This is a genomic window from Citrobacter sp. CK199, assembly GCF_030333285.1.
Taxonomy (GTDB): domain Bacteria; phylum Pseudomonadota; class Gammaproteobacteria; order Enterobacterales; family Enterobacteriaceae; genus Citrobacter_B; species Citrobacter_B koseri.
Genome location: NZ_JAOWGF010000026.1, coordinates 252,773 through 279,002, shown reverse-complemented (window position 1 = coordinate 279,002; position 26,230 = coordinate 252,773). Strand labels below are relative to the sequence as shown.

The 26,230-nt window shown below is 53.6% G+C and carries 30 protein-coding genes, 1 tRNA gene and 1 pseudogene; 10 read left to right on the top strand and 22 right to left on the bottom strand.

Annotated features, from left to right (window positions below; translation table 11 throughout):
- Positions 1-94: 94 nt before the first annotated feature.
- The gene (locus tag OGX75_RS12435) at positions 95-856 is read right to left on the bottom strand and encodes a lipoprotein YafT (protein ID WP_200053336.1); all 762 of its coding nucleotides are present in this window, start codon (positions 854-856) and stop codon (positions 95-97) included.
- Positions 857-1,012: 156 nt separating this feature from the next.
- Here OGX75_RS12435 and OGX75_RS12430 point away from each other — a divergent pair, with 156 nt between their 5' ends.
- The 3 genes from OGX75_RS12430 to OGX75_RS12420 all read left to right on the top strand — a co-directional run bounded on the left by OGX75_RS12430 (position 1,013) and on the right by OGX75_RS12420 (position 1,858).
- Complete coding sequence (locus OGX75_RS12430) at positions 1,013-1,171, top strand: AlpA family phage regulatory protein (RefSeq protein ID WP_012135086.1); 159 nt, start codon at positions 1,013-1,015, stop codon at positions 1,169-1,171.
- 65 nt (positions 1,172-1,236) lie between these two features.
- A complete protein-coding gene (locus tag OGX75_RS12425) occupies positions 1,237-1,458 on the top strand; it encodes a hypothetical protein (protein WP_012135085.1) in 222 nt (73 codons plus the stop codon).
- A 28-nt stretch (positions 1,459-1,486) separates the two neighbouring features.
- The gene (locus tag OGX75_RS12420) at positions 1,487-1,858 is read left to right on the top strand and encodes a hypothetical protein (protein WP_012135084.1); all 372 of its coding nucleotides are present in this window, start codon (positions 1,487-1,489) and stop codon (positions 1,856-1,858) included.
- Here the strand turns inward: OGX75_RS12420 and OGX75_RS12415 are convergent.
- From OGX75_RS12415 to OGX75_RS12400, 4 genes and pseudogenes are all read right to left on the bottom strand, one after another.
- Positions 1,762-2,453, bottom strand: a pseudogene (locus OGX75_RS12415) (transposase); the annotation flags it as partial. The gene OGX75_RS12420 and the pseudogene OGX75_RS12415 overlap by 97 nt on opposite strands.
- A gap of 58 nt (positions 2,454-2,511) precedes the next feature.
- Positions 2,512-2,850 (bottom strand): Arm DNA-binding domain-containing protein, encoded by a 339-nt coding sequence (locus tag OGX75_RS12410; protein WP_024130940.1) that lies wholly within the window; start codon positions 2,848-2,850, stop codon positions 2,512-2,514.
- Positions 2,851-3,001: 151 nt separating this feature from the next.
- Positions 3,002-3,077: transfer RNA gene (locus tag OGX75_RS12405), tRNA-Phe, on the bottom strand.
- A 105-nt stretch (positions 3,078-3,182) separates the two neighbouring features.
- Positions 3,183-3,890 carry a DUF554 domain-containing protein gene (locus OGX75_RS12400; protein ID WP_012135082.1) on the bottom strand — a complete coding sequence of 236 codons (708 nt, stop codon included), beginning with the start codon at positions 3,888-3,890 and terminating at the stop codon, positions 3,183-3,185.
- Between the two features lie 427 nt (positions 3,891-4,317).
- Here OGX75_RS12400 and OGX75_RS12395 point away from each other — a divergent pair, with 427 nt between their 5' ends.
- Positions 4,318-6,453 (top strand): ornithine decarboxylase, encoded by a 2,136-nt coding sequence (locus OGX75_RS12395; RefSeq protein ID WP_286450534.1) that lies wholly within the window; start codon positions 4,318-4,320, stop codon positions 6,451-6,453.
- A gap of 72 nt (positions 6,454-6,525) precedes the next feature.
- On the opposite strand, the gene OGX75_RS12390 is transcribed toward OGX75_RS12395, so the two are convergent.
- The 4 genes from OGX75_RS12390 to mutY form a co-directional block, all read right to left on the bottom strand.
- Positions 6,526-7,782, bottom strand: coding sequence for a nucleoside permease (locus OGX75_RS12390; protein WP_049010794.1), 1,257 nt, complete (start codon positions 7,780-7,782; stop codon positions 6,526-6,528).
- 211 nt (positions 7,783-7,993) lie between these two features.
- Positions 7,994-9,076: a membrane-bound lytic murein transglycosylase MltC gene (gene mltC / locus OGX75_RS12385; protein ID WP_024130939.1), complete on the bottom strand. Its 1,083-nt coding sequence runs from the start codon at positions 9,074-9,076 to the stop codon at positions 7,994-7,996.
- 97 nt (positions 9,077-9,173) lie between these two features.
- Entirely contained in the window at positions 9,174-9,449 is a 276-nt protein-coding gene (locus OGX75_RS12380) for an oxidative damage protection protein (RefSeq protein ID WP_012135077.1), read from the bottom strand.
- Positions 9,450-9,477: 28 nt separating this feature from the next.
- Positions 9,478-10,530 carry an A/G-specific adenine glycosylase gene (gene mutY / locus OGX75_RS12375; protein ID WP_286451125.1) on the bottom strand — a complete coding sequence of 351 codons (1,053 nt, stop codon included), beginning with the start codon at positions 10,528-10,530 and terminating at the stop codon, positions 9,478-9,480.
- 161 nt (positions 10,531-10,691) lie between these two features.
- Between mutY and trmB the strand changes: the two genes are divergently transcribed.
- The 4 genes from trmB to ansB all read left to right on the top strand — a co-directional run bounded on the left by trmB (position 10,692) and on the right by ansB (position 13,738).
- Complete coding sequence (gene trmB, locus OGX75_RS12370; RefSeq protein WP_024130937.1) at positions 10,692-11,411, top strand: tRNA (guanosine(46)-N7)-methyltransferase TrmB; 720 nt, start codon at positions 10,692-10,694, stop codon at positions 11,409-11,411.
- On the top strand, positions 11,411-11,737 hold the full coding sequence (locus OGX75_RS12365) for a YggL family protein (RefSeq protein WP_012135074.1): 327 nt from the start codon (positions 11,411-11,413) through the stop codon (positions 11,735-11,737). The genes trmB and OGX75_RS12365 overlap by 1 nt, the downstream gene beginning before the upstream one ends.
- 52 nt (positions 11,738-11,789) lie before the next feature.
- The gene (locus OGX75_RS12360; protein WP_047461341.1) at positions 11,790-12,509 is read left to right on the top strand and encodes a YggN family protein; all 720 of its coding nucleotides are present in this window, start codon (positions 11,790-11,792) and stop codon (positions 12,507-12,509) included.
- Between the two features lie 182 nt (positions 12,510-12,691).
- Entirely contained in the window at positions 12,692-13,738 is a 1,047-nt protein-coding gene (ansB, locus tag OGX75_RS12355) for an L-asparaginase 2 (protein WP_049010789.1), read from the top strand.
- 118 nt (positions 13,739-13,856) lie between these two features.
- Here ansB and hemW read toward each other — a convergent pair whose 3' ends face one another.
- Genes hemW through OGX75_RS12330 form a run of 5 tightly spaced genes read right to left on the bottom strand, consistent with a single transcriptional unit; the run spans position 13,857 to position 17,163 of the window.
- Positions 13,857-14,993 (bottom strand): radical SAM family heme chaperone HemW, encoded by a 1,137-nt coding sequence (gene hemW, locus OGX75_RS12350; protein ID WP_012135071.1) that lies wholly within the window; start codon positions 14,991-14,993, stop codon positions 13,857-13,859.
- Complete coding sequence (locus OGX75_RS12345; protein WP_012135070.1) at positions 14,986-15,579, bottom strand: XTP/dITP diphosphatase; 594 nt, start codon at positions 15,577-15,579, stop codon at positions 14,986-14,988. The genes hemW and OGX75_RS12345 overlap by 8 nt, the downstream gene beginning before the upstream one ends.
- A 7-nt stretch (positions 15,580-15,586) precedes the next feature.
- Positions 15,587-15,877 carry a DUF167 family protein YggU gene (gene yggU, locus OGX75_RS12340; protein ID WP_012135069.1) on the bottom strand — a complete coding sequence of 97 codons (291 nt, stop codon included), beginning with the start codon at positions 15,875-15,877 and terminating at the stop codon, positions 15,587-15,589.
- Positions 15,874-16,440 carry a YggT family protein gene (locus OGX75_RS12335; RefSeq protein WP_012135068.1) on the bottom strand — a complete coding sequence of 189 codons (567 nt, stop codon included), beginning with the start codon at positions 16,438-16,440 and terminating at the stop codon, positions 15,874-15,876. Before OGX75_RS12335 ends, yggU begins: the two co-directional genes overlap by 4 nt.
- Positions 16,441-16,458: 18 nt before the next feature.
- Positions 16,459-17,163: a YggS family pyridoxal phosphate-dependent enzyme gene (locus OGX75_RS12330; RefSeq protein ID WP_115625896.1), complete on the bottom strand. Its 705-nt coding sequence runs from the start codon at positions 17,161-17,163 to the stop codon at positions 16,459-16,461.
- Positions 17,164-17,180: 17 nt separating this feature from the next.
- On the opposite strand from OGX75_RS12330, the gene OGX75_RS12325 reads away from it, so the two are divergent.
- The gene (locus tag OGX75_RS12325; RefSeq protein ID WP_071257863.1) at positions 17,181-18,161 is read left to right on the top strand and encodes a type IV pilus twitching motility protein PilT; all 981 of its coding nucleotides are present in this window, start codon (positions 17,181-17,183) and stop codon (positions 18,159-18,161) included.
- 100 nt (positions 18,162-18,261) lie between these two features.
- On the opposite strand, the gene ruvX is transcribed toward OGX75_RS12325, so the two are convergent.
- The 8 genes from ruvX to metK all read right to left on the bottom strand — a co-directional run bounded on the left by ruvX (position 18,262) and on the right by metK (position 25,610).
- Positions 18,262-18,678 carry a Holliday junction resolvase RuvX gene (ruvX, locus tag OGX75_RS12320; protein ID WP_047461351.1) on the bottom strand — a complete coding sequence of 139 codons (417 nt, stop codon included), beginning with the start codon at positions 18,676-18,678 and terminating at the stop codon, positions 18,262-18,264.
- A complete protein-coding gene (locus OGX75_RS12315) occupies positions 18,678-19,241 on the bottom strand; it encodes a YqgE/AlgH family protein (protein WP_012135063.1) in 564 nt (187 codons plus the stop codon). Before OGX75_RS12315 ends, ruvX begins: the two co-directional genes overlap by 1 nt.
- 176 nt (positions 19,242-19,417) lie before the next feature.
- Positions 19,418-20,365 (bottom strand): glutathione synthase, encoded by a 948-nt coding sequence (gshB, locus tag OGX75_RS12310; RefSeq protein ID WP_012135062.1) that lies wholly within the window; start codon positions 20,363-20,365, stop codon positions 19,418-19,420.
- A gap of 12 nt (positions 20,366-20,377) precedes the next feature.
- Positions 20,378-21,109 (bottom strand): 16S rRNA (uracil(1498)-N(3))-methyltransferase, encoded by a 732-nt coding sequence (gene rsmE, locus OGX75_RS12305; RefSeq protein ID WP_286451126.1) that lies wholly within the window; start codon positions 21,107-21,109, stop codon positions 20,378-20,380.
- Between the two features lie 77 nt (positions 21,110-21,186).
- Positions 21,187-21,894: a deoxyribonuclease I gene (gene endA / locus OGX75_RS12300; RefSeq protein ID WP_286451127.1), complete on the bottom strand. Its 708-nt coding sequence runs from the start codon at positions 21,892-21,894 to the stop codon at positions 21,187-21,189.
- A gap of 94 nt (positions 21,895-21,988) precedes the next feature.
- Complete coding sequence (locus OGX75_RS12295) at positions 21,989-22,486, bottom strand: SprT family zinc-dependent metalloprotease (RefSeq protein ID WP_024130936.1); 498 nt, start codon at positions 22,484-22,486, stop codon at positions 21,989-21,991.
- Between the two features lie 158 nt (positions 22,487-22,644).
- Positions 22,645-24,039 (bottom strand): galactose/proton symporter, encoded by a 1,395-nt coding sequence (gene galP / locus OGX75_RS12290; protein WP_060815922.1) that lies wholly within the window; start codon positions 24,037-24,039, stop codon positions 22,645-22,647.
- Positions 24,040-24,455: 416 nt separating this feature from the next.
- Positions 24,456-25,610 (bottom strand): methionine adenosyltransferase, encoded by a 1,155-nt coding sequence (gene metK / locus OGX75_RS12285; RefSeq protein ID WP_012135057.1) that lies wholly within the window; start codon positions 25,608-25,610, stop codon positions 24,456-24,458.
- A gap of 415 nt (positions 25,611-26,025) precedes the next feature.
- Between metK and yqgG the strand changes: the two genes are divergently transcribed.
- Positions 26,026-26,163 (top strand): small protein YqgG, encoded by a 138-nt coding sequence (gene yqgG, locus OGX75_RS12280; protein WP_269475138.1) that lies wholly within the window; start codon positions 26,026-26,028, stop codon positions 26,161-26,163.
- Positions 26,164-26,230: the final 67 nt, after the last annotated feature.

The window sequence follows — 26,230 nt, the reverse complement described above, 5'->3', positions numbered from 1 at the left end:
TGGCATGGCTTCTGGTCTGGAAAAAGAGATGGCTCAGAGAACAGGAAATTTTGCCGCCACAAATTATTGGCGGCAGGCGAAGTGAAGGTGTTAATTACTGATAGCGGTTTGCCAGGTCTTTAATCACTGTGGCAAAGGTTTTTTGCTTTAACTGAGCGATCTGCTGTTCTGTGATCGGTGTTCTTCCGGTGAGTGGCTGGAGAATATTATCTTCGTAGTTAACAGGAGACCAGGTTGCCCATTCTCCCGTCGCCACATCCACGAGGGCGAAACGCACCAGGTAGCGCAACGAGACTGAATCAGACAACGTTTCGTTTCGGAAATCCGACCAGACAGTGGTTTTTGTCGCAGTATTATATTTCCCCAGTTGTAGCGTATCCCAGTAAACAATGATCGCTTTTTGTTGTCCTTTTGCCGCAATATAACGTAGGGCCTGCATATAATTCATATTTTCGCTGTTGACGGCTTCTCCTTCTTCGTTTTTCATCTTATTACAGGAAATAGCTTTTTGCCTGTCGGGGATACCTGAAAATGTTGATATCCGGTAATAGCGATTCATTTCTTGCTGCATGATCATTTCTGGTGCACGATTGCCAGACTGGACCAGAATGACGGCAGAGTTCAGCGGGACGCTGAACTTCTCACCATCCAGTGCGGCCTGGATATCCTCTTCTGAAACGGCAAGCGTGGTCTCGTTGCCGAAGATATCTTTATCTGTTAACTGGTTGGGAGTATTTTTACTGATGCCACTCTCCGTTCTGGGTAGGGCTTTTTTATTTGCATCAATTGGGGAGTGGATACAGGCACTCAATAAAAATATTGCGGCGCATAAACATATCATTGAACAGATTTTCATATATTTTCCTGAAAATGGATGTTAGATGTGGATGTAATTATAAAGCTCTGGTTGTTGTTATGACTATATCCTATTGTTGATAATCTTAGGAGAATTGTTTTTATATTCATGAATCAAATGAAATGATCTAATTTGATATTTTCTGTTTATTTTTGATTGGTTTCTCATCGATTCCTGCGATTGCGACAGGTTCTGGATAAAATCGGCCTCAAGCGTTCTCAGGTTTACGCCTACATGAAAACGGGACATTTCCTCAAATCCGTCAGGATTGGGCCTGCCAGTGTGGTCTGGCTTGAATCGGAGATTGATGATTAGATTAATGCGAAAATAAACAGTCGCTGACCGTCTTTCTGTTACTCACTGACTTATTCAGGATCATAATGATGAACATTGATCAGGGCATACTCATGCCTGTTGCACTGGATCAACTGTGGGCATTTGATTTAAATCCTCGTATTACCTGTAATCCGAATTACGATGAAATTAAAGAGTCGATTCGCCATCGTGGGCTGGAACATCCACCGCAGATCACCCAGCGTCCGGGAGAGCTGTTTTATATTATCGCCAACGGTGGAAATATCCGTCTTTCAGAGTATCAATAAAGGGTGTTCGAAAAATGAAACTGTAAAAATGCTGACTCTTCGTTCCAGTACCGAAAAATTCTGGGATAAAGCCTGCCAGGAATTACCATCGCCCGTTGAACGTAACCTGCCGTTATTTGATGATATTTTCGTGATGGCGCTGATATCGTTTAATGGCCCGACAACGGGATTCTCACAGGAGCATATTCAGGATGAACTGACCGACCTGAGCAGCCAGACGCTGAATATTGACTATAACACGGTTGTACTGGTGACAGATGCCCGCGCACAAAAGCGCACCTCAATACTCGGTATCTACGTCCTGATATCGCAACTCCAGACTCGATTTGCTTGCGTCGGTGTGAACTGCCGTTTCAGCAAGTTCGGGGAGGCAGATGTTTCTTCCCCGACGTTTCGGTAGGGATGTTTCCCTGGTTGGCGGCTCTCCAGACCACATTCTTGCATCAACCTACGAGCCAGCCAACGTCCCACGTTATAACCGGAGCGACGCATTAGCAGACTCAGGGTTCGATTTCCGGCTGACCCCCGGCGCTGTTGATGTAACTCCCGCAAACGGCTTCTCAGATGCAGTCGGCTTATATCGACCGACCGCTTTAGCGATGCATAGTAAACGCTACGCGTTATTTTCAGCAGACGACACAACTCAATCACCGGCCATTTTGCTTTCAGCCGTGTGATTAATGCATAGATTTGACGGGTATTTCGCTCATCAACACGGCTGCCTGCTTTAGTATTTCTTTTTCCATTTCTGGTCTCTTAATTCGCGCCCTCAGTGACTGGATTTCACGTTGCTCGGACGTCAGAGCAGGATTATCCGGCGTCACGTCACTCACTTCGGCCTAATACTGACGTATCCATTTACGTAATTGGCTGGGGTCTGGTTCAAGAGTATGAGCGACCTCAACAGCAGACTGTTGATATTTAACAACCTGTTCAATCGCTTCGAGCTTAAATTCGGGAGAAAAACGGCGTTTGGTTTGTTTACGTTGGGTCATTATTCGCTTACCTCAATTTACTGTTGTTACAATTAACAGGCTATTGAGGTGTCCGGAATTACTGAGCCACTACAAGTCTCAGGCAATCGGTATGCCACAGGGTGGCGATATACTGAAACGTCAGAGATTCATCAACAATGATTTTTTCAGACCGACACTGTTGTGAAGGATTTAAACCTGATTTTAGTATCCGTTTAGTGGCATTGCGTTTTTCGCGGGCAAGGGCGGGTGAGGTTTCGGGATAAGAACCGAGTGGCACTCTTGATTCTTTTCCCTCAAAACGATATTTGAGATACCAGATAAGGGAACCGGGAAGATACAAATCGAGCGTGTTAACGAGCTTGTAGGGTTTATCAGAGGGTTTTGCACTGCGGACTTGTTTATCGGTTAATGCCATTTGGGGGGCATTCCTTTATCGAACCAGGTTGACCACCAAAAGCCCCAGATACAGACAGATAAATAGATATCCGCTGGGAAGAGTTTTCCGCTAACTTATTGAACCCGCTACATATAGAGATTCATAGAAACGCGCAAAACAAGCAAGAAAGTGGTGCCCGGACTCGGAATCGAACCAAGGACACGGGGATTTTCAATCCCCTGCTCTACCGACTGAGCTATCCGGGCAACGGGGCGCATTAAAACCGATTCGCTTCGTTTCGTCAACGAAATTTCTTCAAATCCATGCAGACTGCACAATCTATCACCAGATTGTTGGTATTGCACGCATTTTCAGGCAAAAAACGCGGTCCACGCGGCGGAAAGCGGCATCGCCAGGAGCAGGGCGGGGAGCATATTGACCACCGCAAACATCTTGATTCCGCAAATACGTAGACCGGTCGCCAGCAGCAGTAATCCGCCTACGGCACTGAAATCTGCCATCATCGCCGGGGTGGTGAGCGGTAAAATTAAGGCCGCGCAGGTGGCGAGCAATAGCTGGATAACCAACATAGGGGCGGAAATAACGGCGACGGCGACTCCCAGCGAGCAGGCGAAGATCATGGCCGTGAAGAAATCGAGAAACGATTTTGCGATGAGAATGCTAGGGTCGCCGGTCATGCCTTCATGCATCGCGCCGAAAATGCCGGTTCCACTGGCGCAAAAAAGAACAATAATGGCGACATAGTTCTGAATAAAGGTGTCGTGGACGGCTTTCTTCCCCGGTTTCTTAATCAGTTGCTGCGCTTTCGTCACCGCCGTGTTGATGCCTTTTTCCAGGTAACAAAACTCGCCGATAAGCGCGCCGATGATTGTCGCCAGAACCATCACCGGAAGGTTAGCGCATTTTATGACCAGTAAAATACCGATCCCCAGCGATGCCAGCCCGAAAATAGAGGTCATTGAGACACGAATCCGTTCCGGTAAACGCTGGCTGAGAAGCGCGCCAAGCACGCCTCCAGCTAAAACGGCGCTGGCGTTAATAAAAGGCCCGATTACCACAGTCGCTCCTGCTATTTGTTTTATCTGATTGCATTATTATGCCCCGAATATCACGCATTATGCGCGTTTGTCGATGGCGCGTATGTCCGGGATTTGATCTTGCGCCCCCAGGGGAAAGGTGCCATGATTGCGCGAATTTTCTCCTGTTTGTACGGGGCAGCCTGGGATGACCATATTACCCTTACATCGCCTTCAACTTCGCCTTTCTGCGCGACGATTGCCCCTTTCTTTGATCTCCCTTCATTCTCTCACCATGCGGTGAGGGCAGCGCACGCTCACTGCGGGACAACAGTAAGATCAGAGGCTGTCTGCTTTTACTGATGTCTGGCGGTCGGAGCTGGTGACCAGTTTGACCCAACATTTCGTGGGGCAGGGTAATGTTACCTTGCCCGGGACTTCTATTCTCCCGAAACGGGTTTTTGCGCTTATGAAATCAATGAATATTGCCGCCAGTGGTGAACTGGTCTCCCGCCTGTCTACCCACCGCCATGTGGTGGCGCTGGACGGCACTGACTTTACTGATGTTGCGGCAGTCGTCATTACCGTTGCGGACAGTCGCAGCGGCATCCTGGCATTGCTTAAACGCACCGGTTTTCATTTGCCGGTGTTTATTCTCTCTGACGATCATGTTGATGCGCCTGCCGGTGTTGAGGCGGTGATAAGCGGCAACGCGCAGGACTGGCTGGAACTGGAATCGGCCGCCTGCCGTTATGAAGAGAATCTGCTGCCGCCGTTTTATGACACGCTGACCCAGTATGTCGATATGGGTAACAGCACTTTTGCCTGCCCGGGCCATCAGCACGGTGAGTTTTTCAGAAAACACCCGGCCGGTCGGCATTTTTATGACTTCTTCGGCGAAAACCTCTTTCGGGCGGATATGTGCAACGCGGACGTAAAGCTGGGGGATCTGCTCATTCATGAGGGATCGGCCAAGCATGCGCAGAAGTTTGCGGCGAAAGTCTTTCATGCGGATAAAACGTATTTCGTGCTGAATGGCACCTCGGCGGCGAATAAGGTTGTGACCAACGCGCTGCTGACGCGCGGCGATCTGGTGCTGTTCGATCGTAACAACCATAAATCAAACCACCACGGGGCGTTGATTCAGGCGGGCGCCACGCCGGTCTATCTCGAAGCCGCGCGCAACCCGTTTGGTTTTATCGGCGGCATTGATGAGCACTGTTTTGACGAGGCATACCTGCGTGAGCAGATCCGCGAGGTCGCCCCGCAGAAAGCCGATCGGCCGCGCCCGTTTCGTCTGGCTGTCATTCAACTGGGGACGTATGACGGCACGATCTACAACGCCCGTCAGGTTATCGACAAAATCGGCAGTCTGTGTGATTACATCCTGTTTGACTCCGCCTGGGTCGGGTATGAGCAATTTATTCCGATGATGGCGGACGGTTCGCCGCTGCTGCTGGCGCTGAACGAAAACGATCCGGGGATTTTTGTTACGCAGTCGGTACACAAGCAGCAGGCTGGTTTCTCGCAAACCTCGCAGATTCACAAAAAGGACAACCACATTCGCGGTCAGGCGCGTTTTTGCCCGCACAAGCGCCTGAATAACGCTTTTATGCTGCATGCTTCCACCAGTCCGTTCTACCCGCTGTTTGCTGCGCTGGATGTCAATGCCAAAATCCATGAAGGGGAGAGCGGTCGCCGCCTGTGGGCAGAGTGTGTGGCGCTGGGCATCGAGGCGCGCAAGGCGATACTCGCCCGCTGCAAACTGCTTCAGCCATTCATTCCGCCGCTTGTGGACGGTAAGCCGTGGCAGGAGCATCCAACGGCACTGATTGCCAGCGATCGACGCTTCTTCAGCTTTGAACCCGGGGCGAAATGGCATGGCTTTGCAGGCTATGCGGAGGATCAGTATTTTGTCGATCCGTGCAAACTGCTGCTGACCACGCCGGGCATTGATGCTGAAACCGGGCGCTATACCGACTTTGGTATCCCGGCCACTATTCTGGCGCACTATCTGCGTGAGAACGGCATCGTGCCGGAAAAATGCGATCTCAACTCGATTTTGTTCCTGCTGACGCCTGCCGAAAGCGAAGCCAAAATGGCGCAACTGGTGGCGATGCTGGCCCAGTTCGAACAACATATCGAAGACGACACGCCGCTGGCGGATGTGCTGCCGACCATCTTTAACAAATATCCGGTACGTTACCGCGACTACACCCTGCGCCAGTTATGCCAGGAGATGCACGATCTGTACGTCAGTTTTGACGTGAAAGATCTGCAAAAAGCGATGTTCCGCAAAGAGAGCCTGCCTGCGGTGGCGATGAATCCGCAGGATGCCAATAGCGCTTTTATTCGCGGCGATGTTGAGTTAGTGCGTATTCGTGACGCTGAAGGGCGTATCGCGGCAGAAGGTGCGCTGCCATATCCACCGGGCGTGCTGTGCGTCGTGCCGGGTGAAGTGTGGGGTGGGGCGGTGCAGCGCTACTTCCTGGCGCTGGAAGAGGGCGTCAATTTGCTACCCGGCTTCTCGCCTGAGTTGCAGGGAGTTTACAGCGAAACTGATGCCGACGGGATTAAACGGCTGTATGGCTATGTGCTGAAATAAGTTCGCGTTATCCGGCCTACGGGGCGACTCCCTTGTAGGCCGGATAAGCATTAGCGCCATCCGGCGTAAAGATTAATGCGCGATAGTCTGCGCGCCTGCCGGAACGCGAACGTGTTTGTATTTAAACAGCGCCACGAACGCAAAGGCCAGAACCAGAGAGTAGCCTGCGAAAATCAGCCACACGGTCTGCCAGTCGGTAATCCCGTTCAGCGTGTAATGCTCAACCACTTTCCCGCTCACGACGCCGCCAAGGATACAACCGAAGCCGTTAGTCATCATCAGGAACATGCCCTGCGCACTGGCGCGGATTTCAGGGCGTACCTCTTTTTCCACAAACACCGAACCGGAGATGTTGAAGAAGTCGAAGGCGCAGCCGTAAACAATCATCGACAGAACCAGCAGCACGGTACCGAACGGCGTTGGGTCGCCATAAGCGAACAGGCCAAAGCGCAGCATCCAGGCCACGATACTGATCAGCATGACGTTCTTAATACCGTAACGGCTTAAGAAGAACGGAATGGTCAGGATGAACAGCGTCTCGGAAATCTGCGAAATCGACATCATGACCGAGGCATGCTGCACGATAAAGCTGCTGGCGAACAGCGGATCTTTATCAAAGCTGTGCAGGAAGGTGTTACCGAACATATTGGTAATTTGCAGCTCGGCGCCCAGCATCATGGAGAAGATAAAGAAAATCGCCATGCGTTTGTTTTTGAACAGCGCGAAAGCATCCAGCCCCAGCATTGAAGTCCAGCTCTGGTTCTTCTGCTGTCTGGCAACCGGAATGTGCGGCAGCGTAAGCGTAAACAGTACCAGAATGACGGAAAGCGCCGCGCCGATGTACAGCTGCATATGGCTCAGTTCAAAGCCAGAGAAGCTTACGCCCCACATCGCCATAATAAAGCCGATGGTGCCCCAGATACGAATAGGCGGGAAGTCGGTGACGATGTCCATCCCTGCGGATTGCAGGCGGTAGTAGGAGATGGTGTTGATCAACCCTAACGTTGGCATATAGGCCAGCGAGTTAAGCAAGATCACAAAGAACATGGCGCCTGGCGTGGTCACTTCGGCAGCCATGAACAATGTTGCAGCGCCAACGACGTGGCAAATGGCGTATACCCATTTCGCACTCAACCATTTGTCGGCCACAATCCCTAACAGTGTGGGCATAAAGACGGCGGCAATCCCCAACGAGCTATACACAGCACCGATGGATGCACCGTCGAATTTAAGGGTGACAAACATATATGAGCCGAGGGTGGTAAGCCAGCTTCCCCACAGGCAGAACTGCAGAAAGGAGAGGACTTTCAGCTGCAGCTTAAGATTCATGTTAATTTCCTCACACCATATAGCGGATGGATGTTTTAAAAGGCACATTTGCCGTTGCAATATGATGTGATTCTATCAATGAGGAAAGGGTATTTTTTGTTACCTGTGACAAATATTTGCAAACAATTTCTAATTGCAAAGCAAAAGAGTGATGGAGTTAACATTTTTCGGCCTTCCCGCCCCAGTGCGATCGGGGGCGGGAACGGCGAGATTACTTCCGACGGTAGGATTTCTGGGTGGCATTGACCTTATACAGATAGCGACGCGATTCCGCAGAAGGATGCCGCGTGGTTAATGTCTGGTACACATCGCCCGGGGACATACTGTTGATGATGTTTGCCGCCTGAACCTTATCGTTAGAGAAAACGCGCAGCACGCTGCCTGCACCGCCGTTATAGGCGGTGATCACCGCGTAACGACGCGATGTTGGATTATCAATGCCGCCTAAATAGACATTGTTGAGCATCGCCAGATAAGCGGTGCCGGTATCAATGTTGCTGGCAGGATCGAACAGGAAACTGCGGCCTGGCGTGCCCGATTTCCCCTGTGAACGGAATACGTCCTTCCCGGCGGTGTGCTGTACTACCTGCATCAGCCCCAGCGCGTCGGAACGGCTGACCGCATACGGGTTGAAAGAGGACTCGGTTTGCATAATTGCCAGAATCAGCGACTCATCGACGCCGTATTTGCGTGCGGCCTGGCGAACCATGCCAACATATTTATGCGCACGTTTATCCAGGTGGTTCGGCACCAGATTGATCGTCACGCTGTAGATGATGCGCAGACCGTTACTGCGACTCTTAAGACGCGTTTTCAGCAGATAGTCAGCGAAGTTGGTTGCGCGTCCCTCCCAGCGAATGGGTTGCCCGGTATTATCGACCACCTGACCATACAGGAACGGCTCTCTGGAGATCTGAATATCATCGACGTCCGAGTAGAGATCGACCGAACCGGGATCGTCGCCCATTAACAGCGTCTTGATGATCGCGCGACGCAGGTGCGCGGCAGGCTCTGTTCCGGCAATGGTTTCGACGGTGATCGTACCGTCGTCAAAGTTGATGTGGCTGCGGGTCTGATACTGGTCAGTGTACTTCACGTAGTCCTTCGGACCCGCGATCAACACTTCCTTGAACCCCCACAGATTCTCAATGTTATGGGCAAACTGCCCCATCAGAATATCAAAACCGTTGGTATCCTTGACCCAGGCTTCGTTATAGGTATCGCCTTTTTTGGTCGAACTGGAACAGGAGATGAGCAACGGCGCAACAAGAGCAAGCGCGAAAAATTTTTTCATCATTCCGGGAGTGCGTGTTGTGTTTGTTGTTGTATCGTTTTGCCGGATGGCGGTGCAAGCACCTTATCCGGCCTACGAGATTGCCAGCAAGAGATGCTTATTTTTTCTCTTCCGGCGTATAGCCTTCAATATGCACGTCTTTCCCTTCAAACAGGAAGTTGATCATCTCCTGCTCCAGCAGTTTGCGGTGCTCGACGTTCATCATGTTGAGTTTCTTTTCGTTGATCAGCATGGTTTGCTTATGCTGCCACTGCGCCCACGCTTCTTTAGAGATCTCGTTGTAGATGCGTTTCCCCAGTTCGCCCGGGTACAGCTGAAAATCCTGGCCTTCCGCTTCACGTTGCAGGAAAGTACAAAAAATGGTTCTGCTCATAAAAAATCCTCTTTATCGACCGGGGTGCTCAAACCGGCGCGCCGGTACGTAACTGCTGTAACAAACGCTCCACGGGGGCCGCCAGTCCGACCGACGGCGGTTGCGCTAAGTTATACCAGAGCGCGTTGCCTTCATCCATGCACACGGTGAATGAAGACACGGGAAGCCACATAGGCACAATATCTAAGTGGAAATGGCTAAACGTGTGGCGAAAAGCATTAAGTTGACTGAGATTATCGGCCTGAATATGCCGTTGCGCCAGCCACTGACGCAAGCCATCTTCATCCTCAAACTGAGGAAAACAGTATAATCCGCCCCATAAGCCGCTCGGCGGACGCTGCGCCAGAAACACCTCGTCATTATGCTGCAACAGCAAAAAATAGCCTGTACGCTCCGGCAGCGTCTGTTTTGGCTTCTTACCGGGGTACAGCGACCAGCTCTCGTTCGCGGTGGCAACGCAGCCATTCTGGAGCGGGCACAGCGAACATTTCGGCCTGGAGCGCGTACACACCATAGCGCCTAAATCCATCATCGCCTGGTTAAAACGCGCCACGCCGTTGGCAGGCGTAACCTGTTCGCTCAGATCCCACAGCCGTTTCTCAACCTCTTTTTTCCCCGGCCAGCCGCTGACAGCATAGCAGCGTGCCAGCACGCGTTTAACGTTGCCGTCGAGAATCGGAAAATGTTTATCCAAAGAGAGCGAGAGAACCGCGCCGGCGGTGGAGCGGCCTACGCCAGGCAGGGCGGCGACCTCGTCGAACGTTTCCGGGAACCGGCCGCCGTGCCGCGTCGCCACCTGTTGCGCCGCCTTATGCAGATTGCGCGCGCGGGCGTAGTAGCCGAGGCCCGTCCACAAATGCAGAACCTCATCCAGCGGCGCGTTGGCTAAATCCGTCACTGTTGGAAAGTGCGACATAAAACGTTCGAAATAGGGGATAACTGTCGCAACCTGCGTCTGTTGCAACATTACTTCCGAGAGCCATACTTTGTAGGGCGTCTTGTCAATTTGCCAGGGCAGGGTTTTCCGCCCGTATTTATCGTACCAGCCCAAAACCTGAGCCGAAAATTGAGACGCTTGCATGGTCATCGCTTTAAAATTGCTGGGGGCAAGATTGCAGCACAGAGGCAACGAGGTGTAAACCGGAACTTTCCTGTGATCACTCTCTTCCTTTACTTGCATCCGGCAACTAACTTTGGATAATGCCCGTTTTCGGAACTCAATCACAAGCAGACTTAACTTTTATGAAGAACGACGTCATTTCACCGGAATTTGATGAAAACGGCCGCCCGTTGCGCCGAATTCGTAGCTTTGTTCGTCGCCAGGGGCGACTGACGAAAGGGCAGGAACACGCGCTGGAAAACTACTGGCCGGTGATGGGCGTTGAATTCAGCGAAGAACCGGTGGATTTCGCCACGCTGTTTGGCCGCGACGCGCCGGTTACGCTTGAGATTGGTTTTGGTATGGGCGCCTCGCTGGTGGCGATGGCGAAAGCCCGCCCGGAACAAAATTTCCTCGGTATTGAAGTGCATTCGCCTGGCGTTGGCGCATGTCTGGCGTCTGCGCACGAAGAAGGCGTGGGGAACCTGCGTGTGATGTGTCATGACGCGGTTGAAGTGCTGCATAAAATGATTCCTGACAATTCTTTATCGATGGTTCAGCTCTTTTTCCCTGACCCGTGGCATAAAGCGCGTCATAATAAACGCCGTATCGTTCAGGTTCCGTTTGCCGAACTGGTGAAAAGCAAACTGAAGCTGGGCGGTGTGTTCCATATGGCGACCGACTGGGAAGCCTATGCGGAGCATATGCTGGAAGTGATGTCCTCCATCGACGGGTATAAAAACCTGTCAGAGAGTAACGATTATGTACCGCGCCCGGAATCGCGCCCGGTAACCAAATTTGAACAACGTGGTCATCGTCTTGGCCACGGCGTATGGGACTTAATGTTCGAGAGGGTGAAATAATGGCAAAGAACCGTAGTCGTCGTCTGCGTAAAAAAATGCATATCGACGAATTCCAGGAATTAGGGTTTTCGGTTGCATGGCGTTTCCCGGAAGGCACTTCTGAAGAGCAGGTTGATAAAATTGTCGATGACTTTATCAATGACGTTATTGAGCCAAATAAACTGGCGTTTGACGGCAGCGGTTATCTGTCCTGGGAAGGGCTGATCTGCATGCAGGAAATCGGCAAATGCACCGAAGAACATCAGGCGATTGTGCGTAAGTGGCTGGAAGAACACAAACTTGAAGACGTGCGCACCAGCGAACTTTTCGACGTTTGGTGGGACTAATAAAGCATACGGGGCCAGCATTTGCTGGCCCGATTTGTCTTGAGGGAAAGTTATGATGCGCAAAACGCTGCTGGCGGCAGTTCTTTCGTTGACGGCGATGGCCGCACACGCAGATTATCAATGCAGCGTCACTCCGCGTGACGATGTGATTCTCAGCCCGCAAACGGTTCAGGTAAAAGGCGAAAACGGCAACCTGGTGATCGCGCCGGACGGCAACCTGATGTTTAACGGCAAACAGTACACCCTTAGCGCAGCGCAGCGCGAACAGGCGAAAGATTACCAGGCGGAATTGCGCAGCGCGCTGCCGTGGATCGATGAGGGCGCCAGAAGCCGCGTCGAGAAAGGCCGCGTGGCGCTGGATAAAATCATCGCGCAGGAAGTGGGCGAAAGCAGCAATATGCGTGGTCGATTGACCAAACTTGATGCGCAACTGAAAGAGCAGATGAACCGCATCATTGAGCATCGTACTGACGGCCTGACCTTCCACTACAAGGCGATTGATCAGGTGCGCGCCGACGGCCAGCAGCTGGTGAATCAGGCGATGGGCGGCATTTTGCAGGACAGCATTAACGAAATGGGCGCGAAAGCGGTGCTTAAAGGCGGCGGTAATCCGTTGCAGGGCGTGCTGGGTAGCCTCGGCGGTCTGCAAACGTCGATTCAGAACGAATGGAAGAATCAGGAAAAAGACTTCCAGCAGTTCGGCAAAGATGTGTGCAGTCGCGTTGTGACGCTGGAAGACAGCCGCAAAGCGCTGGTGAGCAGCCTGAAATAAAACTCTTGTCTATGGCACAGCGCCTGCTGTGCCGTTTTATGTTGGCATATCCCGCCGTTTTGATATCCATCTCTAAAAACCACAAACGTAAAAAGATATTTATCTGGTTAATTGGAAGACGTCACATTATTCATCTTCGACATTGGGATAATGCGTCAAATTCACGTAACTGGAGAAATAACATGGAGTTTTTCAGGAAAACGGTACTCGCCGCTCTGGTAATGGGTTGCAGCGGCGCGGCGCTGGCTTTGCCGAATGTCACTATTCTGGCGACCGGGGGAACCATTGCCGGTGGCGGTGACTCCGCGACAAAATCAAATTATACGGCGGGTAAAGTTGGCGTCGAAAGCCTGGTGGACGCGGTGCCTCAGTTAAAGGATATCGCAGTTGTAAAAGGTGAGCAGGTCGTCAATATCGGTTCGCAGGATATGAACGATGAAGTCTGGTTAACGCTGGCGAAGAAAATCAACACCGACTGCGATAACACCGACGGCTTCGTGATCACCCACGGTACCGATACGATGGAAGAGACGGCTTATTTCCTCGACCTGACCGTCAAGTGTAATAAACCGGTAGTGCTGGTCGGGGCGATGCGTCCGTCCACGTCAATGAGCGCAGACGGCCCGTTCAACCTCTATAACGCCGTGGTCACTGCGGCGGATAAAGCGTCCGCGAATCGCGGCGTACTGGTGGTGATGAACGACACTGTGCTGGACGGACGTGACGTCACCAAGACCAATACCACCGATGTCGCCACCTTCAAGTCTGTGAATTACGGGCCGCTGGGCTACATTCACAACGGTAAAATCGATTATCAGCGTACGCCAGCGCGCAAGCACACCACTTCCACGCCGTTTGACGTTTCTAAGCTGACTGAGCTGCCGAAAGTCGGGATTATTTATAACTACGCGAATGCGTCCGATCTGCCGGCGAAAGCGCTGGTGGATGCGGGTTACGAAGGGATTGTGAGCGCGGGCGTGGGTAACGGCAACCTGTACAAAACGGTTTTCGATACGCTGGCGACTGCTGCGCATAAAGGCACGGTTGTCGTGCGTTCTTCTCGTGTACCGACTGGCGCCACCACGCAGGATGCTGAAGTCGATGACGCGAAATACGGGTTTGTCGCTTCCGGTTCGTTGAACCCGCAAAAAGCGCGCGTGCTGTTGCAACTGGCGCTGACGCAAACCAAAGATCCGCAACAGATCCAGACGATGTTTAATCAGTATTAATCGGTGAAGGTGGCTGCGCTTATCGCCCTAACCCTGTAGGCCTGATAAGCGCAGCGCCATCAGGCAATTTGCCGGATGGCGGCTCAAGGCCTTATCCGGCCTACATCTTCACCCGCCATCACTCCGCCAGAAACAGCTCCAGAAGGGAGTTTAAAAACAGCTTGCCGTGTTGGGTAATCTGCCAGTGCTGCTCGCATTCGGTGAGATACCCCTGGGCGATGGCCTCGTCGAGCTGCTCACGAATTACCGCTTCGGCAAGCCCGGTATACTGCGTAAACTCTGCCCGGGGAGCCGCTTCCAGTAACCGAAAACGGTTCATAAAGAACTCAAACGGCTTGTCGGCCTGTTCGACATCACGCTGGCTTTCCAGATAGCGCCCCTGCATATAACCGCGCGGGTGACGCGTTTTGGTGGTGCGCAGGATGCGCCCGTCCGGGAAGGTCACTTTACCGTGCGCGCCGCAGCCAATTCCGAGGTAATCGCCAAAGCGCCAGTAGTTCAGATTGTGCTGACACTGATAACCCGGCCTGGCATACGCGGAGGTTTCGTACTGCTGATAACCTGCCGCCGTCAGCAACTGGTGGCCTTGCTCGAAGATATCCCACAGCGCGTCATCGTCTGGCAATACCGGCGGGCGTGAGCCGAACAGCGTGTTAGGTTCGATAGTCAACTGATACCACGACAGATGCGGCGGATTGAGTGCGATGGCCTGGCGCAGATCGCCCAGCGCCTCTTCCAGCGTTTGATCCGGCAGGCCGTGCATCAGGTCCAGGTTGAAGCTGCGCAGCCCCAGACCGCTTGCCAGATTCGCTGCCCGCTTCGCCTCTTCCGGGCCGTGAATGCGCCCGAGGCGTTTTAGCTTCGGCTCACTAAAACTCTGCACGCCGATGGAGATACGGTTTACCCCGGCGCGTTGGTAATCAACGAAACGGTCGGCTTCTACCGTCCCCGGATTCGCCTCCATCGTGATTTCTGCATCCGCCGCCAGCGGCAGGCGCGCCCGCACGCCGTCCAGCAGCGTTTGCATTGCCGGGCCTGAGAGCAGACTCGGCGTACCGCCGCCAATAAAAATGGTCTTTACTTCGCGTCCCTGCGCATATGCCACGTTGGTATCGAGATCGCTCAGCAGGTGCTGAACATAATCATCGTGCGGCACTTCGCCTTTCAGCGCATGCGAGTTGAAATCGCAGTACGGGCATTTCTGCACGCACCACGGGATGTGAATATAAAGACTCAGCGGCGGCAGCTTAACCATTGCGTAAGGCGTCCAGCAGCAGCTTCAGCGCCTGCCCACGGTGGGAGATCGCGCTTTTTTCTTCACGGGTTAACTCAGCTGCCGTTTTCCCTTCCGACGGAACAAAGAAAATAGGGTCATAGCCGAAACCGCCATTGCCCGCCGCTTCGCGGGTAATCATTCCAGGCCAGCTTCCGTGGCACACCAGCGGCGTCGGGTCTTCTGCATGGCGCATGTAGACCAGCACGCAGTGGAAGCGCGCCTGGCGCTTCTCATCCGGCACCTCCCGCAGGGTATGCAGCAGTTTTTCCAGGTTACGCTGGTCGGTGGCGTCTTCGCCGGAATAACGGGCGGAGTAAATACCCGGTGCGCCGCCCAGCGCATCAACGGCCAGGCCGGAGTCGTCGGCAATGGCGGGCAGACCGGTAGCTTTTGCGGCATGACGCGCTTTCAGGATCGCATTTTCGATGAACGTCAGACCGGTCTCTTCGGCTGAATCAACGCCCAGTTCAGTTTGCGCGATGACATCAAGCCCAAAATCGCTCAACAGTGAGGCAAGCTCACGCACTTTACCGGCATTGCCGGTAGCGAGGACAACTTTTTGCATAGGATACCTAATCAGTTAACGCCGCGATTTCTGGCGGGATCTGTTGCGGATGAATGATTTTAACCTGTTTGTGGCGGCCCAGTTCGCCCTTTTCAATGACGACCTGGCTTTTTGCCACGCGGAATTGTTTGCCAAGAAACTTCACCAGATGGCTGTTGGCCTGGCCATCAACCGGCGGGGCGGTAATGGCGACTTTCACTTCGTCGCCATGTAAACCCACAATACTGTCACGGCTGGCTTTCGGCTGAATATAGAGCCGTAAAATCAGACCGTCAGCGCAGGGGGTAACGGCACTCATAGCGCCATCCACAGCCCCGGCAGCAGCATATTGCCCGTCGCCTGTAAGACTTCAGCGATGCCCATGTTGATAACATACAGCAGCAGAACCAGGATCATCGGCGAGAAGTCGATGCCGCCCATCGAAGGGAGCAGACGGCGAATCGGGCGCAGCAAAGGGTCCGCCAGTTGAAGCAGAACGTATTCAATCGGGCTTCGGCCCTGGCTCACCCAGCTCATGATCGCCATCACCAGCAGTACCCAGAAAATCAGCAGGCCGATGGTTTTCAGGACGATAAGTATGGCGGCGATCCAGATAATCGGCTGGAACGTCACGACCATGAAAAGCACTATCGCTTTGATAAAGCTCAGAATAAATGCCAACAGCATGGAGGCGCTATCAATCGGCCCCATTGGCGGAATAATACGACGCAGCGGCCCGATAATGGGTTGAGTCGCTTTCACCACAAACTGTGAGAAAGGGTTGTAAAAATCACAGCGAGCCCACTGCATCCATACGCGCAACAATAGCACCATGGTATACAGTTCAATTACCGTTGAGAGCAGGAAGGTCAACGTCTTCATGGCGTTCCTCAGTTTTCCTTAATTTTTTGTGTAATCACGCGCACCAAAAATAGCGGTGCCGATGCGCACCATCGTGCTACCTGCCGCAATTGCGGCGTCCATATCATCCGACATACCCAGAGAAAGGGTATCAACGCCAGGATAGCGCGTTTTCAGCCCGGCAAATGCTACAGCCATTTGGCGTGCAACTTCAAACTGCCTTACATAATCTGACTCAGGGGCGGGGATCGCCATCAGTCCGCGCAGCCTGATACCGGGAAGCTCAACCACGCTTGCCGCCAGAGCGTCCAGTTCCGTAAGCGGAATCCCGGACTTGCTGTTCTCATCGCTGATATTAATTTGAATCAGCACGTTCAGCGGCGGCAGATCTGCCGGGCGCTGTTCGCTCAGACGGGCGGCGATACGCAGACGATCGATCGTATGGCACCAGTCAAAATGCTCTGCCACCAGACGACTTTTGTTGGACTGCAAGGGGCCAATAAAGTGCCATTGCAGCCCTTCGACGCCGCTTTCTTTGAAGTGGCGAATTTTCTCTACCCCTTCCTGAACATAGTTTTCGCCAAACGCCCGCTGCCCGACCGCGATGGCTTCTGCGATGGCGCTCGCAGGCTTGGTTTTACTCACTGCAAGCAGCGTAACTTCTTCTGAAGACCGCCCGCAACGCGTCGCGGCGGCTGAGATTTTGTCCCGGACATGTGCCAGGTTATGCGCGATATCGTTCATTTTCCGAGGATGTTCGTATGGATATGGAAGAAATAGTGGCCCTTAGTGTAAAGCATAACGTCTCGGATCTACACCTGTGCAACGCATGGCCTGCACGCTGGCGTAAACGGGGAAAAGTGGAAATAGCCCCGTTTAGCAGCCCGAATGTCGAGGTTTTGCTGTCACAATGGCTTAACGACGCGCAGCGCCGGGCGTGGCAGGCGGATGGTCAGCTCGACTTTGCGGTGTCGCTGCCGGGCGAACTGCGGTTACGCGCCAGCGCTTTTCATCACGAGCAGGGCGCATCGCTGGCGCTGCGGTTGCTGCCCACTACGTGCCCGCAACTGGACGCGCTCCAGACGCCTGCCGCGCTACCCGCGCTCCTTGGTGGCGAGAACGGACTGATTCTGGTGACCGGGGCGACGGGAAGCGGGAAATCCACCACGCTGGCGGCAATGGTGGAATACCTTAACCAGCATCTCGATGGTCATATTCTGACGCTGGAAGATCCTATTGAGTACCGCCATACCAGCCAGCGCTGCCTGATTCAGCAGCGGGAGGTTGGCGTACACTGCCGCTCCTTTGCCGCCGGGTTACGCGCTGCGCTGCGTGAAGACCCGGATGTGATTTTATTAGGCGAACTGCGCGACAGCGAGACTATTCGCCTGGCGCTGACGGCGGCGGAAACGGGGCATCTGGTACTGGCGACGCTACATACGCGCGGCGCGGCACAGGCGGTAGAGCGGCTGGTCGACTCCTTTCCGGCGCAGGAGAAAGATCCGGTACGCAGTCAACTTGCGGGCAGCCTGCGCGCCGTGTTGTCGCAGAAGCTGGAAACCGACAGGCAGGACGGACGCGTGGCGTTATTCGAACTGCTCATCAACACGCCAGCGGTTGGCAATCTTATTCGGGAGGGGAAGATTCACCAGTTGCCCGGCGTTATTCAGACCAGCCAACAGGCGGGGATGCAGACGTTTGCCCAGAGTCTGCAACAGCGGCAGGCGCAGGGCAGGCTTTAGCGAACGGTTGTGCCGGATGGCGGCCGATGGCCTTATCCGGCCTACAAGCGTGCCCGTAGCCCGTAGGCCTGATAAGCGAAGCGCCATCAGGCAATTCGTATCAATAACCCTGCTCGAAATAGCTTTCGAGGATGATGACGGCCGAGGCGGAATCCACTTTGCCTTTGTTGAGTGCGCGATAACCGCCCTGTTCAAACAGGCCAGAGCGCGCTTCTACGGTGCTGAGGCGTTCGTCATGCAGCGTAACCTGTACGCCAAAACGGCCATGAATGCGGTTGGCGAACTTGCGGGCGCGAGCGGTGAGGGGCTGCTCTGTGCCATCCATATTGAGCGGTAGCCCGACAATAATTTCATCCGGCTGCCACTCTTTCAGCAAACGCTCGATAATGTTCCAGTCTGGCGTTCCGTCCTGCGCTTTTATCGCTGGCAGCGCGCGGGCGGTGCCGGTGATGCGCTGTCCTATCGCTACGCCGATACTTTTGGTGCCGAAATCAAATGCGAGTAAGGTTCCGCTCATCAGGCATGCCCCGCCACGCCAGGCATGGTCAGAATATCAATTCCGATTAATTTGGCCGCGTCTCGCCAACGGTCGGCAATCGGCGTTTTGAACAGAATATTGAGATCGGCAGGGGCCGTGAGCCAGGCATTATCCATCAGCTCTTGCTCCAGTTGACCTTTATCCCATGATGAATAACCCAGCGCCACCAGCACCTCAGAGGGTTGCTCCGGTGTGCCTAACGTCTCCAGCACGTCGCGGGACGTGGTGATCACCGTATTGTCAGAAATACGAATACTGGACGAAAAGCGGGAGGGCGGAGTATGTAAAATAAATCCCCGATCTTCCGCCAGCGGCCCGCCGAGCATTACGGCTTTATCCAGACGAATCGCCGGATCGCGCGGTTCAGGCGTAATCTTCAGTTTTTCCAGAATCCCTTCAATCTGTAGATTTTCCAGAGGCTTATTAATGATAATCCCCATTGCGCCATCTTCATTGTGTTCGCAAATGTACACCACGGAGCGGCGGAAAATTGGGTCCTGGAGAGCAGGCATGGCAATAAGAAAGTGATGCTGTAAATTCATTGTCAGAGGTTCTGTATCCGGGTTCAAAAAAGCAACAGCGTCCAGTATGTGGGGAAAGCGCGAAGATGTCACCCTCTGAAAATAGCTTTGCCGGATGACAGCTTCGTCTTATCCGGCCTGTGGGGTGAAATTCCAGGCCGGATAAGACGCGAAGGCGTCGTCATCCGGCAACTAATTTACTTCTGCAAACGCGCCTCAATGGCATCCATCAGCATTCCGGTAATCGAAACCGGGAACTCCGCTTCAATTTCACGAATACAGGTTGGGCTGGTGACGTTAATTTCCGTCAGACGATCGCCGATGATATCCAGACCCACAAAAATCAGCCCCTTCGCTTTCAGGGTTGGGCCAATGCGGCGGGCGATTTCCCAGTCGCTGTCGGTAAGCGGGCGCGGTTCGCCGCGACCACCGGCCGCCAGGTTGCCACGGGTCTCGCCGCCCTGCGGAATCCGCGCCAGGCAGTACGGAACGGGTTCGCCGTCAACAACCAGCACGCGTTTGTCGCCGTCTTTAATGGCAGGCAGGTAGTTCTGCGCCATGCAATAGCGGGTGCCATGTTCGGTCAGCGTTTCGGCGATCACGCCGAGGTTGGGGTCGCCTTCCTTCACGCGGAAGATAGACGCGCCGCCCATGCCGTCCAGCGGCTTGAGAATGATGTCGCTGTGCTTCTGCCAGAAGGCTTTCAGCTGCGCTTTGTTACGCGTGACCAGCGTTTCCGGCGTCAGGTCGGAGAACCAGGCGGTGAACAGTTTTTCGTTGCAGTCACGCAGGCTCTGGGGCTTATTGACGATCAGCGCGCCTTTCTCTTCCGCGCGCTCCAGAATATAAGTGGCGTAGATAAATTCGGTATCGAACGGCGGATCTTTACGCATCAGGATGACGTCCAGATCGGCCAGCGGCAGATCCTGCTCGTCGTTGAACGTATACCAGTTGTCATAGTTCTGCTCTACGCTCAGGGTACGCGTGCGGGCGCGAGCCTCACCGTTGATCAAATACAGATCGGCCATCTCCATGTAATGAAGTTCGTAGCCACGACGTTGTGCTTCCAGCAGCATAGCGAAGCTGGAATCTTTCTTGATGTTGATGCTTGCGATGGGGTCCATCACGATGCCGAGCTTGATCATTGTTCTTCTCCGTTAGCCCAGATCGCCAAAACGCACCTGTAGCGCGGTAATGGCGGTGAGCGCAGTTGTCTCAGTACGCAGAACGCGAGGTCCTAACAGGATATCAGTAAACTGGTAGCGGGCGGTCATGGCGATTTCATCTGCCGACAAACCGCCTTCCGGGCCAATCAACAGGCGCACGTGCTCCACGGGGAGCGGCAGGGTGTTGATACTGGCGCTGGCGCGCGGGTGAAGGTTCAGTTTCAGCCCCTCGTCCTGCTCGGCGCACCAGGCTTCCAGATCCATTGCCGGGCGAATTTCCGGCACCCGGTTACGACCGCACTGTTCGCAGGCGGCAATAGCGATTTTTTGCCACTGCTGGCGCTTCTTGTTCAGACGTTCGCTGTCCAGTTTAACGCCGCAGCGCTCAGAAAAAAGTGGCGTAATGAGGCTTACACCCAGTTCGATCGATTTCTGGATAGTGAATTCCATTTTTTCGCCGCGCGACATCACCTGGCCGAGGTGAATATGCAGCGGGGATTCACGATCGTCGAGGGTGCCGCTGAGCACTTTTACATCGACGCTTTTTTTGCTGGCGTTGGTGATTTCGGCGTCAAACACCTGATTGCTGCCGTCAAACAGCTGGAGCGCCTGGCCTGGCCCCATACGCAGCACGCGTCCGATATGGTTGGCGGCGTCTTCACACAGGGAGAACTGGCTGCCGGATGTGATGGGTTCAGGGTGATAAATGCGGGGAATGCGCATAATAGAAAAATCCGCGTCATCTCCCCACGCCATCTGATCGCGTGGGGCAGGGTTAAAAATATTCCCGCTAGTGTAGGTTAGCTCTTTTGCGCCTGGCAAGCGCGTTGCACGTATGGATTGTGGTTCCCTTGTACCCTGGCGATGCGTTCGTCGCGCTCGCACTCCCAGTCCGTGACCGGATACAGCTTGTTCCAGGCGTTGAAAAGCTGCGTTTGCTGACGGGAGAGCGTCAGATTGTACTGGTCGCGCATATAAAAGTAGGTACGGGCGAGCGCACCACGGGCGCGAGCAGGCGGTTCGGCGATTTTTTCCTTGAAATTGACCTTCATGGCGCACTGGCCGTACTGACCTTCGCCGCCATTCCACTGGCTGTACATGAAGTTGCCGCGATCGCCATTCACCTCGCCGACGGCGGGTTGCAGATTGTGCATGTCGCTCTCCATCTTGCGGTAGACAGGATCTTTCGCACAGTTTTTTCGCCCGCCGTCCTGCCAGCACTGACGCTGGTGGCCGAACTGCCAGGCGGGTACGACGTGTTCCCATTCAATGCGGCTGGCGCGGTTTTCATTTTTTCGGACTTTATAGCCGCAGGAGGCGAGATCCTCGACGCCTTTTTTACCCTGCCAGTTAATTTTACACCCGCAGTAGAAATCGCCGGGAACATCGGCATTGACTTTGACCCCGGCGGTTTTGGCCTGAGAAAAACTGTTGATGCCTGTAGCCAGCACCTGCCCTGAGAGCATCATCGCCAACAACGCTGCGGCAAAAGAGAAATTACGGTACATCACGAACTCCGTGTCAAAACGAGCCCGCAACGTAGCGAAAGTTGTTCTTGTATGCAATCAGGCAGATCAGAAAAGTTCCTGATTATTCTGGCGATTATTCAGCAATGAGTGGTTCGCCGCAGTGAACGCAGCGGTAGGTGGCTTCACCGCGCACGATGCGATTATGGCGGCGCACGGTGAGCTGATGCTGCTGGCATTTACAGCGGTAGGTAAAGGTATTGCGGCGAACGGATTGCAGTTCAAACTGATGCGTGCGTCTGGCAGGGACGCCCAGTACGCTTTCCATCATCCATTTCCACTCTTTGCCGTGCGGCGCAACCCGGCCAAAATGCTTCCAGACCAGCAAATGCGCCAGTTCATGGGGCACCACTTCATTAACGAACGCGTCGACGTTTTCCATCAATAGCACAGGATTGAGACGGATTTCGTAGGTTTGTAGCCATGCTGTTCCCGCGGCAGTTCCACGTTGTTGATAAACCAGCCTGGGTTCCGGGTAATGACGTTCCAGTTTGAGATTGGCCTGGGCGAGTTTTTCCCGCAGGCTACGCATGACGGCTTGCTGGACAGCGATAGGGAGACGGGAGGTTTTCATAACGACAGAGGATAATGGGAGGTGATGGAGACTGCAAGAGGGACGCTTCACCCCGCTAAGTTTTGCCGGATGGCGGCCGACAAACCGGTCTGCGTTCAACTGAGGGCAGTAGGCCCGATAAGCTTGCGCCATCGGGCACTTACCGCTAATTATCAGCGTTAGTTGTGAGCGCCGATTTCGCGCAGCTTACGGCCTTTCATCAGGTTACGTTCAATGTGTTCCAGAGAGACGTGTTTGGTTTCAGGAACCAGCCAGATGGTCAGGATGATGAAGAACAGGTTCAGACCGGCATAGACCCAGAAGGTGTTTGCGTTGCCCAGCGTGTTGAGCATGGTCAGGAACGTTGCGCCGACGATCATATTGGCGATCCAGTTGGTGGCGGTAGAGCAGGTAATACCGAAATCGCGGCCTTTCAGTGGCTGAATTTCAGAGCACAGTACCCAAATCAGCGGACCGGCGCTCATCGCGAACCCGATGATAAACATCAGCAGCATGGCGATGGCGAAGTATTGCGCTGACGGCGAGTGAATGCCGATATGCATCATGGTGCCGAGAGTGCCCATGCCGATAGCCATGACCAGGAAGCCCAGCGTCAGCGTTGGTTTACGCCCCCAGCGGTCTACCAGGCCGATGGCGATAAAGGTGGCCAGCACGTTCGTCAGGCCAACGATAACGGTGCCCCACATCTGCTCGGTGGTATTGGTATAACCTGCCAGTTCAAAGATTTTCGGCGCGTAGTACATGATGACGTTCATCCCGGTGAACTGTTGCATCACCTGCAAAAGCACCCCGAGGAACACCGCGCGACGGAAGTTGCTGTTCTCTTTAAACAGCGCCCAGCCGCTCTGTTTTACTTGCAGACTTTCACGGATCTCATCCAGCTCGCGTTTGGCTTCTGCGCTGGTATCACGCAGGCGCAGCAGTACGCGTTCGGCATCAATAAAGCGACGTTTCGCCGCGAACCAGCGCGGGCTGTCCGGCAGGAAGAACACGCCGATCAGCAGCAGAATGGCCGGAATGATGATCACGCCCAGCATCCAGCGCCATGCGCCGCTGTAGCTGAACGCGGTGTCAGACAGATAGGCGCCAAGAATACCGATGGTGATCATCAACTGGTACATGGAGATCATACTGCCGCGAATTTTCTCCGGCGCGATCTCAGACAGGTACAGCGGGGCGGTGTAGGACGCGACGCCAACGGCCAGGCCTAACAGCACGCGGGAAACGATCAGCACCTCAACGTTAGGCGCGGCGGCGGAAAACAGCGAACCGGCCACAAACAGGATCGCGCCGATCATCAGGCTTTTCTTACGACCTAATTTGAAGGAGAGCCAGCCGCTGCCGACGGCACCGACGGCGGCGCCGAACATCATCGAACTGACCACCCACTCCTGAGTGTGCGCGGTAATCTGGAATTCGTCAGTGATGAAGGGTAAAGCACCGGCGATAACGCCGATATCCAGGCCAAAAAGTAATCCTGCCAGGGCTGCAAGAAAGCAGACAAAAAATGTCATGGCCTTGTTTGAACGCCCCTGTTTTTTATTGTCAGGCATGATGCCTCCGGTTGGGTTGCCAGTTTTGTTGATGCTAAGGGTAGGTGAGTAGCCCGTAAAAATATGTGATTCGAATCACGTTAGTGTAATCGCTTACACTAACATTTAATGGTGAAAGTAATTAATACTTTGAAAACATAGAGGTAAGTGAGGCGGTTTGTATCGCGAATACGCACATTTAAGACTTAACTGAAAAAAATGTAACGTCAGAAGAAAAACGATCATGCAAAAGGATTATTTTCAACGCGTGGCTTATTGAATGGAGGGTAAACGGTTTCATTAATCGCCGGGTGACGGCTATGCCAAAACGACAGAACCCGTAGGCCCGTGCAAGCGAAGCGACTCCGGGCAAAAGATGCGCGCACAAATACAAAAGGCCAGCACGAGGCTGGCCTTAAAAAAACAACGTCAGTAAATTACTTCAGACCTGCGGCATCACGCAGCAGCTGCGCCTTGTCGGTTTTTTCCCACGGGAAATGTTCGCGGCCAAAGTGACCGTATGCAGCGGTTTCTTTGTAGATCGGGTGCAGCAGATCCAGCATCTGAATCAGGCCGTACGGACGCAGGTCGAAGAACTCGCGTACCAGCAGGGTCAGCTGTTCAGAAGGCACTTTTTCAGTACCGAAGGTTTCAACCATGATAGAGGTCGGTTCAGCCACGCCGATAGCGTAAGAAACCTGAATTTCACAACGGTCAGCCAGACCTGCGGCAACGATGTTTTTCGCAACATAACGCGCGGCGTAGGCTGCGGAACGGTCAACCTTAGACGGGTCCTTACCGGAGAATGCGCCGCCGCCGTGACGTGCCATACCGCCGTAGGTATCCACGATAATCTTACGACCGGTCAGACCGCAGTCGCCCATCGGGCCGCCGATAACAAAACGACCGGTTGGGTTGATGAAGAATTTCGTCGACGCGTTCAGCCATTCTGACGGCAGGATCGGCTTGATGATCTCTTCCATCACCGCTTCCTGAAGCGATTTCTGGTCAATTTCTTCAGCGTGCTGAGTAGACAGCACTACCGCGTCGATGCCGACAATTTTGCCGTCGTCATACTGGAAAGTGACCTGGCTTTTCGCATCCGGGCGCAGCCACGGCAGCGTGCCGTTTTTACGCACTTCAGCCTGACGCTGCACCAGACGGTGCGCGTAGGTGATCGGCGCTGGCATCAGCACGTCAGTTTCATTGGTCGCGTAACCAAACATCAGGCCCTGGTCGCCCGCGCCCTGTTCCAGCGGATCGGCACGGTCAACGCCCTGGTTGATATCCGGGGACTGTTTGCCGATAGCGCTCAGCACGGCGCAAGAGTTGGCGTCAAAGCCCATGTCGGAATGCACATAGCCAATCTCACGGACCGTGTTACGGGTGATCTCTTCGATATCAACCCATGCGCTGGTCGTGATCTCACCGCCAACTAAAACCATACCGGTTTTAACGTAGGTTTCGCATGCGACGCGCGCTTTCGGATCCTGTTCCAGGATCGCATCCAGCACGGCATCAGAGATTTGGTCAGCAATTTTGTCAGGATGCCCTTCTGATACGGACTCGGACGTAAAAAGGTGTTTTGCCATGTTTTATTTCACCTAAGGAGAATTTGGTTAGCTCAAACTGTTGTGTGGAATAGCCAAAGCAGAGGATTCTACCAAGGCTTGCAGGTTGATGACACTGGCAGTCTGAGTGTTAATCAGTATGGATGGATTAACATCTGGATGGCTATTTTAGGTCACTTCTTCACCCGATTTCCAGTTTTTTTTGAATCAACTCTCGTTGCGTTGAAAACACGACTGGAAATTTTTCAGGACACTGCTGGCAATGTGCGCATTTATGCTTTGCATTTTTCCCCTCTTGTCGGTATAAAACGCGGCGCGCGGCTCATACTAAAAAGCACACGACGGATTCCTCGTGTCGCCACTTCCAGCCGGGCTAAAACGTTGCTTTGGCTTAGAGGCTTGTCTTACGGGGCGGCCGTGGAGGTGATACGAGATAATGAACCGTTGTATTCTGCTGAATCTGTCGCACCGTTCTGGTGTGCGCATGTCCCCCGCAATCTGCATCTCTGCTTTGCATACCTGCCGATGTTATACCCATCTCGGCGCTTCTCAGGACTCCAGAGCCGGTCGGTAACGGAAGACTGAACAAGGGCGCTCTTGTTGAAACAAGAGTTTTCTCGTGGTTTCGCCGAACCGTCATA